This is a genomic window from Desulfoluna sp., from assembly GCF_030145185.1.
Taxonomy (GTDB): Bacteria; Desulfobacterota; Desulfobacteria; order Desulfobacterales; family Desulfolunaceae; genus Desulfoluna.
Map to the genome: position 1 here is coordinate 1 of NZ_JAQYWB010000104.1, position 13068 is coordinate 13068.

The 13068-nt window shown below is 51.2% G+C and carries 7 protein-coding genes; 6 read left to right on the forward strand and 1 reads right to left on the reverse strand.

From position 1 onward, the window contains the following. Window positions 1–1098 precede the first annotated feature (1098 nt). The 4 genes from Q1Q75_RS21020 (at window position 1099) to Q1Q75_RS21035 (ending at window position 6378) form a co-directional block, all read left to right on the forward strand. A complete protein-coding gene (locus Q1Q75_RS21020) occupies window positions 1099–1404 on the forward strand; it encodes a helix-turn-helix domain-containing protein (protein ID WP_300674912.1) in 306 nt (101 codons plus the stop codon). 31 nt (window positions 1405–1435) lie between these two features. Continuing rightward, window positions 1436–2752, forward strand: coding sequence for a type II toxin-antitoxin system HipA family toxin (locus Q1Q75_RS21025; RefSeq protein WP_300674914.1), 1317 nt, complete (start codon window positions 1436–1438; stop codon window positions 2750–2752). A 74-nt stretch (window positions 2753–2826) separates the two neighbouring features. After that, window positions 2827–3231, forward strand: coding sequence for a DUF2809 domain-containing protein (locus tag Q1Q75_RS21030; protein WP_300674916.1), 405 nt, complete (start codon window positions 2827–2829; stop codon window positions 3229–3231). Window positions 3232–4152: 921 nt separating this feature from the next. After that, on the forward strand, window positions 4153–6378 hold the full coding sequence (locus Q1Q75_RS21035; protein ID WP_300674918.1) for an NADP-dependent isocitrate dehydrogenase: 2226 nt from the start codon (window positions 4153–4155) through the stop codon (window positions 6376–6378). Window positions 6379–7034: 656 nt separating this feature from the next. On the opposite strand, the gene Q1Q75_RS21040 is transcribed toward Q1Q75_RS21035, so the two are convergent. After that, window positions 7035–8042: a 3-oxoacyl-ACP synthase III family protein gene (locus tag Q1Q75_RS21040; protein WP_300674920.1), complete on the reverse strand. Its 1008-nt coding sequence runs from the start codon at window positions 8040–8042 to the stop codon at window positions 7035–7037. A 582-nt stretch (window positions 8043–8624) separates the two neighbouring features. On the opposite strand from Q1Q75_RS21040, the gene recA reads away from it, so the two are divergent. Then, the gene (gene recA, locus Q1Q75_RS21045) at window positions 8625–9653 is read left to right on the forward strand and encodes a recombinase RecA (protein WP_300674922.1); all 1029 of its coding nucleotides are present in this window, start codon (window positions 8625–8627) and stop codon (window positions 9651–9653) included. Window positions 9654–9917: 264 nt separating this feature from the next. Further along, window positions 9918–12539, forward strand: coding sequence for an alanine--tRNA ligase (gene alaS / locus Q1Q75_RS21050; RefSeq protein WP_300674924.1), 2622 nt, complete (start codon window positions 9918–9920; stop codon window positions 12537–12539). The last annotated feature ends 529 nt before the right edge of the window (window positions 12540–13068 follow it).

The following is a 13068-nucleotide window of genomic DNA, read 5'->3' on the forward strand; positions in this document are numbered from 1 at the left end:
ATATCGGTTATTTGTCTTGATTATTTATATAATCAAAATCTTGTGAGGTGCAACTTCTCCTCTTGCATCGCTTTGAAAGCAATACACCGATATATTTCGGGGACAGCATTGTTCGAGCAACCGATTGATATTAACATGCTATCAAGCCTACACATCTGACAAAATGAGCCCTTAAACCAAACCCCAATTGTTTAAGTTCCGATTATTCACGGGCGCAGCCCGTCAGCGAAAGGTAATAGGGGCAGGTCATTTATGCCGATGAATACCTCGGGGACCTCAGCTTGCATGTAAAAGGTCAGAATATTAAAGTCCCACTCATTCAACGTGGAAATGATGTGTTCATTAGAAACGGTCAATAAACATGAACATATGGGCCTGGGCCGGGCCACGGAATATTGGGGGAAGGGGACAGGCCCCTCTTGATTAACAAATCGAGAAACAATGCGAAAGAGGTTGTGTCCACTGTCAAGACGCGACCCCTTCTCCCAAACTTTCGAAAAGTTTGACAAATAGGCCTCAAAATAATGACTTCTGCCTCAGCAGTTCATATCGTAAGATTCTGTAAGGGCTCATGCAAAAAATAAATGCAGAAAGCCTATAAAAAGGGACCAAGGGACAGCCCCCCTTGATTCTTAGGCAAAAACACCTGTTTATTAAACTTTTCAAAAGTTTAGCCCCCGGCAGGGCCACTGGAGATCATCCCGATGGGGTTATGACCTGCATTTTTTGGAGTACTGCAATCCCGCTCGGCATTCTAAGGGGCAAGTCCCCACACGGCCACCTCGTTATAATTTCATCACGTTCTCGACTGTTTCGGCATTGATGTGTACGGCACTGCCTTTACTCCTTTTGCCTGTCCCCACATCACCCTATCATTTCGAGGCGGTGTCCCTTGGCGGTGTAGCGGGATGCGGTGGCTTTAAACACCCTAAAAGATATTTAAGATCGTATATATTGAGTTTGTACCTCTTTTATGAGGCACTATTGTTAAAAGTGCGGCCAGTGGCTTGACCATCGCATATCAATACATTATTATAATGCTTAAAAGATGTCTTATCGTCTAATTGATGTGTCTATACCACTTAAAAGAGGTTTTAAATGTCATTTTTTCCAATGACGGATCATGCGGTCGCTGAAGAGATGGGGAGGCGACTTAACGCCTTGCGTTTGCGAAAAAATCTAAGCCAGAAAGAGGTCGCCGCGTCAACTGGGCTGTCTCTTAAAGCAATCCAGACGGCAGAAAGTGGGGGCAGCAAGCTGTTGACCTATATTAAGATTTTGAGGGTTTTAAACAGCCTTGATTCACTTGAGAGTTTCCTGCCGGATATTGGCATCAGTCCGTTACAATTGGCCAAGGCAAAGGGGAAACAGCGTCAACGGGCGTCTGGTTCTCGGAAAAAGTAATGGGTCGCCGAGACTTTGGGGGGAGATTTGAATGAGATCGGTCACGACAGCTTATGTGAAACTTTGGGGCAAGGTGGTGGGGGCCGTCACCTGGCTTGAGGATCAAGGCTATGCGCTCTTCGAATATGAGCCTGAATTTTTAAGGGCGGGTCTCGACCTCTCTCCTGTCCATATGGGGCTGGCAGACGCACGAAATGGCGACGTCTTTTCTTTTCCGCATGGGGACCGACATACCTTCCATGGGTTGCCGGGCCTTCTGGCCAGTGGGCTCCCGGATCGCTGGGGCCATCGCATCATTGATTCATGGCTCAGTAGAAATGGGCGAACTCCCGGATCTTTTAATCCGGTGGAACGACTCTGTTATATCGGTACCCGGGGGATGGGGGCTTTGGAGTTCGTCCCGCAAATCAACCCCACGGCTCTAAACACGTCGGTCCCGGTTGAATTGGATGGCCTTATGGCCCTGGTTCAGGAGGTGATGACCGAACGCTCGAACATGGATGTGCGCGTCAGTGGCCTCGATAAAGAAAAGGCAGAGGCCATGCTGGATATTTTAAGGGTGGGCACATCGGCCGGTGGGGCCGTGCCCAAGGCAATTATTGCCATGAACTCCGACGGGCATATTATTTCCGGGCAATCCAATAACACGCCCAGGGGATATGACCACTGGATTTTAAAATTTGATGGTGTGTCTGAGGAAAATCCTTCGGGCTTTGGGAAGCCATTAGAAAATGGACGTATAGAATATGCCTATTATCTCATGGCTGAAAAGGCCGGGATTCATATGACAGAGTGCCGCCTGCTGGAAGAAAACGGCAGGGCACATTTCATGACCAGACGGTTTGATCGAGTGGGGGGAGACAAAATCCATGTGCTTTCTCTTGCATGCATGGCCCATTTCGGGTGGAATCCCGTGGGGGGGTACGGGTATGAAGATGCCTTCCAGGTGATGCGGCAAATCAAGCTGGGCTATCTGGATCAGGAGCAGCAATATCGGCGTATGGTGTTTAATGCCGTCACAAAAAACCTGGATGATCACACCAAAAATATAAGTTATACCATGGACAGGAATGGCATCTGGCGACTTTCTCCGGCGTATGACATGACCTTTTCATATTGTTCAGAGGACTTGCTGGGTGACCGGCATAAAATGAAAATAAACGGCAAGCAGAAAAATTTTACCGTCAAAGATTTTTTGACAGTGGCGGAAGCCGTGGGGGTCAATCGGTCACAGGATATTATCGAACAAGTCCTGGATACCGTGGCTCAATGGCCTGGCTTTGCGAAAAAAGCGGGCGTGAATCACGACGCTGCAAGGTTTGTGGGGGGGATGCATTTAGCTTTTTAAGCCAAAGGGATCAGGGGACAGGCCCTCCTTGATTTTTTATGTGGACCGGCTATGAATCATTAAGGCAGGGATAAATGGATGTGAAGTTCAGATTTGATGTGACCTATTTCTTGATGTTCGCTGGGTTATTCCTGGTTGAGCTGATGATCGCCCTTTTTGTACGGGATGCTTTCATCCGTCCGTTTGTGGGCGATGTGCTGGTGGTTGTTCTCCTCTATCTCTTTCTCCGCGCTTTTCTGGCGTGTGGCAGAGCGCCGCTGGTTGCCGGTGTTTTGCTTTTTGCCTGGGGCATCGAGGTTGGCCAATATTTCAATCTGGTCTCCGTTCTCGGGTTGCAGGATTATAAGGTGGCGCGAGTTGTTATCGGTTCGACCTTCGATGTGATGGACCTGCTGGCTTATTCGGTCGGGGCTGCTTTGTTGATGCTTCCGAAGAGGCTGTCTTTGAAACGTAAACAAGGGCTTCGTGTGGATGTGTGATACCGGGGTGCGGTGATGGGATTGTACCGTTGTAAAGCGTAGGGTGCGCCGTGCGCACCGCCTAACGTTCGCATAAAAGAACGGTATTTTGCTATGCACATCGGTGGGTCTATCGGGGAGAAGGGTCGATGGCTTGCGTTGCGTTAAAAGGTGCGGGAGCCGCACCCTACGATCTCGCAACGCCGTCTGTGAGGAGGTAAGCTATCCCGGATATTTCATGAGAAAACTATATTGTAAAGACAATAGCACTGTTATTGCAATGTATTACAAAGAAAGACATATGCATCCCAAAAATACAAAATGTAATTCATCGTTTTCTACTCGCCTTTCTCACCCTTCGGGCGAGCCGAGTGCACCCATCTTCTGCGTTATCAGAACTTTGAGGTAAACCACTACATCTGCAGCTCTGATGCCTTGAATATGGGTGCACTCGACACGTGAAATATCCGGGCTATAGTAGCCTATAACGGAAATGGGGGGCGCGTCTTGACATGAGACATTTTCCGTTTCTTCAAAAACCTCAGAAGAGCAAGCGTCAGATTTACACAGCGAACAAAACTCCCTTGTTGGTTTCAATGACAGCCCCCTGCAACTAATGCCTGCCGCAAGCACACCCATCCTTAAGTATAGCTTTCATTTTTCATTCGGTTTATTGAGATATCGAAGATTTACTCCGTTGATTCCAAATAAATATGTTTATCAAACGTTTCAAAAGTTTGGGCCTCGGCAGGGCTGCCGGAGTCAGGATCGGTGGACAGGCTCCCCTTGCTTTGACTCGAAGCTTAAGGGTATAGAAACAGACGGGTTTCGCTGAAACACGATTTGAAGGCAGCTTTCAAGGTGGCCCACCTTGCCGCTGGAGGCTTTTTTGTCTTTTTTATTTTTGCATCGCCCCTTACCTGAATTAAAATGAGGAAAAAGATGGCAAACAAACGTATCATTTACACCGTTGTTGATGAGGCTCCTTCGCTGGCAACCTTTTCTCTGTTACCCATACTTCAGTCATTTACCAAGGGTTCAGGTATTTCTTTTGAGAAAAAAGACATATCCCTTGCGGGGAGGATTCTTGCAAACTTTCCTGAAGGCCTTAAAGAGGATCAAAAAAATCCTGATTATCTGGATGAACTTGGGGGGCTGGTCAAAGAGCCTTCGACCAATATTATCAAGCTGCCGAACATCAGTGCTTCTATTCCTCAGTTGAAAGAGGCCATCAACGAGTTGCAGGGCAAAGGGTTTGATGTCCCGGATTATCCAGAAGACCCTCAGACGGATGCAGAAAAAGAGCTGCACACCCGGTATGCAAAAGTGCTTGGCAGCGCGGTGAACCCTGTCCTCAGGGAGGGGAATGCGGACAGAAGGGCGGCGGCCTCTGTGAAAGAGTTTGGGAAAAAGAACCCACACCGGCTGATGAAGGCGTGGCCCTCTGATTCTAAATCACGGGTTGCCTTTATGTCTGACGGGGACTTTTATGGCAGCGAGAAATCCGTGGTTGTGGACAAAGCGTGCTCAGTGCGCATCGAATATGTTGATTCCGAAGGGGCTGTTTCAGTTCTTAAGGGCAAAACGCCTCTTCTTGCAGGCGAGGTGGTTGACGCCTCGGTGCTGAATGTCCGGGCCTTGCGGGAATTTTATGCGGAGCAGATTGCGGCGTCCAAAAAAGAGAACGTGTTGCTCTCCCTGCATCTGAAAGCCACAATGATGAAGGTGTCGGATCCGATCATGTTTGGTCATTGCGTCTCTGTTTATTACAAAGATGTATTCGAAAAACATCAGGAGACCCTGGCCGCACTCGGCGTTAATGTGAACAATGGCCTGGGCGATCTCTATGCAAAAATTCAAGGGCTGCCCGAAGAGAAAAAATCTGAAATTGAAGCCGATATTAAGGCGGTCTATGAGACAAGCTGCCCCCTTGCCATGGTGGATTCAAGCAAGGGAATCACCAACCTGCATGTGCCGAATAATGTGATTGTGGATGCGTCCATTCCCGTTTTCGTCCGTGATGGCGGCAGGATGTGGGGGGCCGATGATCAACTTCATGACACCCGCGCCATGGTGCCGGACAGATGTTATGCGACGATGTATCAGGCGGTGGTGGATGATTGTAATCAGCACGGTGCCTTTGACCCGTCGACCATGGGCAGTGTGGCAAACGTTGGTCTGATGGCCCAGAAAGCCGAGGAATACGGTTCACACGACAAGACCTTTGAAGCGCCCGGCAACGGGATGATCCACGTGATTGATGAAACCGGTACTGTGTTGGTGGAGCAGCCTGTCGAAAAGGGCGATATCTTCAGGGCGTGTCAGGCCAAAGATGCGCCGATCAGGGACTGGGTAAAACTGGCGGTGACCCGAGCCACCGTGACCCAAACTCCGGCCATTTTCTGGCTGGATGAACACAGGGGCCATGATGCCCGGATCATCGAAAAAGTGAAGGTGTATCTTAAAGATCACGACACCGAAGGGCTGGATATCCACATCATGGATCCGGTTGCGGCCATGAAATATTCCCTTGCAAGAATCAGAAAAGGGGAAGACACGATCTCTGTGACCGGAAACGTCATGCGTGATTATCTCACAGACCTTTTTCCCATCCTTGAGCTTGGAACCAGCGCCAAGATGCTCTCAATCGTTCCTCTGATGGAGGGCGGCGGGCTCTTTGAAACCGGGGCAGGGGGGTCGGCTCCCAAGCATGTGGATCAATTTTTAAAGGAAGGTCATCTTCGCTGGGATTCTCTGGGTGAATTCTGCGCCCTTGTGCCTTCGTTTGAGCACCTCGCCTCCACCCATCAGGATGACAAAGCGACCGTGTTTGCACAGACCCTTGATCAGGGAATCGGTAAGTTTCTGGAGCATGAGAAATCTCCGTCCCGTAAAGTTGGCGAGAGGGACACCCGGGGGAGCCATTATTACCTGGCCCTTTACTGGGCACAGGCCCTTGCAGAGCAAACCACGGACACGGAACTTGCCAGGCGGTTCTCTGTGGTGGCTGAAAAATTGGCCGAAAACGAAGGCGTCATCAATGAAGAATTGATCGGTGCCCAGGGACGGCCCGTTGATCTCGATGGGTATTACAGGCCGGACATTAAAAAGACGGAGCAGTTCATGCGTCCGAGCGCAACGTTCAATGGGATTGTGGATAACTTTTAAGGGCGACGTCCAGGTGGCGAAGCCACGGTAGTAAAAACCACCTTTAAAGCGGGTTTGCGGATGCGTCTTGGGAGTCGTAACTTCGGGCTGAAATGCGTCCTCATTTGCGTGACGGCTGAGGGGTGTGCGTGTCGCGGCGAAGCCGAAGCCGTAGACTGATTGTACGCCGCAAGCCCATGAGCTGCTGGTACTTTCCCTCGTTCCCAGGCTCCGCCTGGGAATGCTTTCCGGAGGCTCTGCCTCCAAGTTTGAAACCCAGCAATCTGTGGGTTTTTCCCTTGCGTTACGGGTTTTCGTGCCGGCAAGGCGGAGCCTTGCACTCGACGCTCCCAGGCAGAGCCTGGGAGCGAGAAAGAGTGATGAGCCTCACGTAGGTTCAATGGTTACGTCTCTGTTATTAACCCGGCGGTTGCATGCATGCATGGATGTCGAGGGGCTCTATTGTACCTGCAAAAGTTGACATCTCTTTTGTCTGTTGTTTCGATATTGAGTCGCCGGGTTAATATATCAGGCAAAAGTTTGACAAACAGGTCTTGAAAAATAATCTTGGATAAATCGCATTTGCAACCTGCTTTCAAGGTGGCACACCTTGCCGCCGGAGGCAGGTTTTTGGGTACTTTAACCATAGAAGGCATTTTTGAGTCGAACAGTTTCTATCAAACCATCTTATAAATCAAACCGCCCCAGGTTAAACCAGCGCCCAATCCGAAGAACATAATGTGATCCCCTGATTTGACTAATTTCTTTTCCAGGAGTTCATCAAAGGCAATGGGAATGGTTGCTGCGGTGGTGTTCCCATAACGCTGAATATTATTGTACATTTTATCGGCAGGGATTTTCATTCGTTCCCGAACGGCGTCGTTGATTCGTAAATTGGCCTGGTGTGGGATGAACATGTCGATGTCTTCAATGGACATGTTCGCTTTTTCGAGCAGCTCGGCGATGATTTTAGGAAGGCGGGTGACGGCGAGTTTGAATACTTTTTGACCGTCCATATAGGGGAAATGCTCGTTATTTTCTAAAACGGCGGGATCCGTTATGTGTCCTGATTTTCTGGCTGGCAGGCCAAAGCGTAAGGCCTGTGCGTACCTTCCATCCGCATGAAGAATCGAAGTGATTAATCCAACCTCATCCTGTGTTTCCAAGGCTTCAACGCAAACAACCCCAGCACCATCTCCAAAGATGACGGCCGTGTCACGGTTGGCTGCGGTCAGCTCCAGATACCTGCTTTGGTATTCGGCCCCAACCAGTAAAATCTTTGTTGCTTTTCCGCTTCGAATATACGCATCGCAAATCTCAAGCCCATGTAAAAACCCGGTACATTGCTGTCGAATATCTAAGGCGGGTACATTCTTGGCACCTAATTTGTCCTGCAGAAAAACGCCGGAGCCAGGCACATTGACATCGGGTGTCATGGTGGAAAAGACTATCAAATCCAGCTCTTCTGGTTGCCAATCTGCCCGTTCCAGAGCAATTTTGGCAGCGTTCAAGGCTAAGTCAGACGTCCCCGAATCATCTCCCTCTTCAACCCAGTATCTTGCTTCAATGCCGGTGCGTTGAGTCACCCACTCATCCGTTGTATCCAGTATGTCGGTTAACTCATGGTTTGTCACACGTCTTTCTGGGACATATCTACCGGTACTTCTTATAACGGAGCGTATCATAAATCCAAATCCTAAGGTTTAAATCGAATGTCTGCCTGCATCTATTTGGTATTTTCTAACAAATGCAAAGTGATATCGAATCATTTTAATTCATAAATTTAGGCGATAAACTTAATTAGATAGGAAGTTTAACCTTTAGTCAAGGTATCTGTTAAAAAGGGCTTGATCCTCTTTTGGGCCGGGCGTTTCGGTAGATTGGGGTGGGACGCCCTGACAAAAAAAGCCGCGACGGAGCACGGCGCGCACAAGAGGGTACAGAGCCTACCTTCTTTTTAAATTCTCAACCCATTCTTAAATTCTCAGCTCTTGGAATGGATACCCATGGAGAATGAATACCGCCGTGCTTTTTTCCACAGATTTTATATAAAGGTTCGGTGGAGCTTGCTTTGACCCTTTGCGCTGGCCCTGCCGGCCTCCATTTCAAGGCTCGCATAATGGAAGAAAGAGTGGTATATCGGTAAGGATTCGAAAAATATTATTATGTTTAAATTTTACAAAAAATTAAGTAAATCAAGATAGATATTACATTTTAAGCTTCTGTGATTTGTTCAGCCAGACCGGAAGCAGACCAAGGAGAATCGCATGGGCAAGTCCTTTGACAAGGATAAGGCCGTTGAATCGGCCATGAGTCAGATTGAACGCCAGTTCGGTAAAGGGGCCATCATGAAACTCGGGAACAGGGAAGTGACCGCCGTTCCCGTGATTCCTACCGGATCCATCGCCCTTGACAAGGCCCTGGGTGTGGGCGGTGTTCCCAAAGGACGTGTGATCGAGATCTACGGCCCTGAATCATCCGGTAAGACCACCCTGACCCTTCATATTGTGGCGGAGTCCCAGAAAAAAGGCGGTATCGCGGCGTTTATCGATGCCGAGCATGCCCTGGATGTTGTGTACGCCCAGAAATTGGGGGTCAACTGCGACGAACTTCTCGTGTCTCAGCCCGACACCGGGGAGCAGGCCCTTGAAATCGCCGATATGCTGGTTCGAAGTGGTGCCGTTGATGTGCTCGTGATCGACTCTGTGGCGGCACTGGTGCCTCGTGCCGAGATCGAAGGCGAGATGGGAGATTCCCACATGGGGCTCCAGGCTCGTTTGATGAGCCAGGCCCTTCGTAAACTCACCGCGACCATCGGCCGGACGAATACCACCGTCATCTTCATCAACCAGATCCGTATGAAGATCGGTGTGGTCTTCGGCAACCCCGAAACCACCACCGGTGGCAATGCGTTGAAGTTCTATTCCTCTGTGCGCATGGAAATCAGGCGTTCCACCGCCATCAAGGATGGCACCGAGATCATGGGCAACCGAACGCGCGTAAAGGTCGTGAAGAACAAGATGGCTCCTCCTTTTAAAGAGGCCGAGTTCGACCTCATGTACGGCGTGGGGATCTCCAAGACCGGGGAGCTCGTCGACCTTGGCGTGGAGGAAGGGATTGTCGAGAAGAGCGGGGCCTGGTACTCCTACAACGGAGAGCGTGTGGGCCAGGGCCGTGAAAACGCCAAGAAATATTTTGCTGAAAACACCGAATTGTATGAAGAGGTGCTGGGCAAGGTAAAAGAGGCGATGGGCATTACGGTAACTCCGGCTGAAGAGACTGAGGCTGGTGCTTAATTGTCCGGTTCCACAACGTATTGTTTGATTGACTGACAAAAGGGCGCTGCGCCTGATCAGACGCAAGCCCTTTTGCTGTTTTTCCTGATTTATATTGGGTGGTCCCGCAAATAAAGCTGACAGCGAGATAATGCCCTGCCACCTCACCGATGTGGCGGCGCGGGGCTCTCTGTCGATTTTTTACGGAACCGTCGTATTTGACCATTCACAAAGGGACCTTTCAGGTCCAACCCGGGGCCGAGGGCCCATCCATGGAGTAAGGTGATGAAAGGCAGCGAAGCGCGAAAACTCTTTATCGACTACTTTAAGAAGCACAACCACCGGAATGTGAGAAGCTCGTCCCTGGTGCCGTCAGACGATCCCACCCTCCTTTTTACCAACGCGGGTATGGTGCAGTTCAAGCGTACCTTTATCGGTGAGGAGAAGAGGGATTACTCCACGGCGGTGACCAGCCAGAAGTGCGTTCGCGCCGGTGGCAAGCACAACGACCTGGAAAACGTCGGGTACACGGCGCGTCACCATACCTTTTTTGAGATGCTCGGCAACTTCTCGTTCGGCGACTACTTCAAGGAGCAGGCCATCACCTTTGCCTGGGATCTTCTCACCAACGGGTACAAACTTCCCGTGGATAAGCTCTGGGTCTCTATTTATCTCGATGACGACGAGGCCTTTGAAATCTGGAACAAGAAGATGGGTGTTCCCGAAGAGCGCATTGTGCGTCTGGGGGAGGCTGATAACTTCTGGTCCATGGGCGACACCGGTCCCTGCGGACCCTGTACCGAGATTCATATCGACCGGGGCGAGCGGTTTGGTTGTGATAACCCCAACTGCGCCGTGGGTTGCGACTGCGATCGGTACCTTGAGATCTGGAACCTCGTGTTCATGCAGTACGATCGGGATGCCGAAGGGGTCCTTACCCCCCTTCCCAACCCCTGTATCGACACCGGGATGGGCCTTGAGCGCATCACCAGCATCATGCAGAATGCCGACACCAACTACGATACCGACCTTTTCATTCCCATTATCGGCAAAGTTGAAGAGCTCTCCGGCATGAAGATGACGGACTCCAACGATACTGCCATCGCCATGAAGGTCATCGCGGACCACAGCCGTGCAGCGACCTTTCTCATCAGCGATGGGGTGATGCCCTCCAATGAAGGCCGGGGGTATGTGCTGCGCCGCATCATGCGTCGCGCCATCCGCTACGGTCGTTTTATCGGGCTGACCGAACCCTTTCTTCACACCACCAGCCGTGTGGTCATGGAGATGATGGTCGATGCGTATCCCGAACTGAAAGAGAGCGAAGCCTTTATCACCAACGTCATCCGAAACGAGGAAGAGAGCTTTTCCGTAACCCTTGACAACGGCCTGAGACTTTTGGAAGAGGCCCTGGAAGAGGTGGCGGATTCTGAGACGAAGGTGCTCTCCGGCGAGGTGATTTTCCGCCTCTACGACACCTACGGTTTTCCCGTGGACATCATTCGTGATGTGATCTCCGATGACTCCATCGTGTTGGACCTGGAAGGGTTTGACAAGGCCATGGCGGCTCAGCGAGAGAAATCCCGCAGCAATGTGACCTTTACCCGCAGCGGTGAGGCGTTCCGCAAGCTCTCCGCCGCTGGCATAAAAACAGAATTCACAGGGTACGAGGGACTCACCGACGTCTCCAAGATTCTCGTGGTTGCTGTGGACGGACAAAATGTTGAGGCACCCGTTGTGGGCACCGAGGTGGAAGTGGTGGTTGAAAAGACTCCCTTCTACGGCGAGTCCGGTGGCCAGGTGGGCGATTCCGGAACCCTCTCAGGGGAAGGCTTTCAGCTTAGCGTTCTCGATACCCTCAAAGATCCCACAGGCATTTTTATTCACAAGTGCCGCGTGGAGAGCGGAGTCGTCAAATCAGGACTCCTGGCTACTTTGACCGTGGACGGCGAGAAACGTGCCGCCACAGCCTTGAATCACAGCGCCACCCATATCCTTCATTCTGCCCTTCGGGCGGTTCTCGGGGATCACGTTAAGCAGGCCGGTTCCCTTGTGGGGCCTGATCGCCTTCGGTTTGATTTTACCCACTTTGCCCATGTTGATCGGGCAACCCTGGATGCCATCGAAACCTTTGTCAACGATCACATTCGTATGAACGTGCCCGTGGGCGTGGTGGAAATGGACGCTGAAGAGGCCATGAAGACCGGTGCCACCGCCCTTTTCGAAGAGAAATACGGTGACCGTGTTCGCGTGGTCTCCATGGGCGACTTCTCCAAAGAGTTCTGCGGCGGGACCCACACGGCAGCGTCCGGCGATATCGGGGCCTTTCGCATCCTCTCCGACAGTGGCGTTGCTTCCGGCGTGCGGCGTATCGAAGCCCTCACTGGCGCTTCGGCCATCGCCAGCACCCAGAAGAGCCTGAATGCTTTGGGAGACGCCTCTTTTCTGGTGAAGACCACTCCGGAACAGCTTTCCGAACGGCTTGATAAGCTCCTGGCAGATAACAAGACCCTTGAAAAAGAGCTGAAGCAGCTTAAGATGCAGATGGCCGGGAAAGCCGCTGAGAGCCTTGATGACGACATCAAAGAGGTAAACGGAATCCGTGCTGTGGCCAAGAAAGTATCCGTGGAAGACCCTGCCCAGCTTCGTGAGCTGGCCGACCGCTTCCGCGATAAGATCGGCTCCGGCGTGGTCCTTCTCGGGACCGAATCCGGCGGGAAAGCGCTTCTCTTGGCTTTGGTTACCAAAGACCTCACCAAAACCTACAAGGCGGGCGATATCGTCAAGAAAGCCGCAGCCATCGTGGGCGGCGGCGGGGGTGGACGTCCTGATATGGCCCAGGCCGGCGGCTCCAAGCCGGAACACCTTGATGAGGCGCTCAACTCCCTCTTCGAGTATCTCGGCTAAATCAGGGACCCCCTGATGTTATTTTAGAACATATCAAACCCGCGATTCATCTTGAATCGCGGGTTTTTTGTTGGGGGCAATCATATCAGGGTGTGCATGCCCCCCCCCGCGGATTAACCGTAACGGTTATGGAATCCCATGTATTGATGTCTCTCCAGCAGTATAACAATGGCAAAAGGTGTTGGTTTCTTGGGACATGGTGCGCAAGCACACCCTACGGTGTGACGCGTTGCCGGTGGTGTGGGGGCTGTGAGGGTAGGGTGTGCTTGCGCACCGCGGATTAACCGTTACGGTTATGGAAGCCCATGTATTGATGTCTCTCAAGCAGCATAGCAATGGCAAAAGGTGTTGGTTTCTTGGGGGATGGTGCGCAAGCACACCCTACGGTGTGACGCGTTGTCGGTGGTGTGGGGGCTGTGAGGGTAGGGTGTGCTTGCGCACCGCAGATTAACCGCTGCGGTCATGGAAGCCCATGTATTGATGTCTCTCCAGCAGTATGGAAATGGCAAAAGGTGTTGGTTTCTTGGGG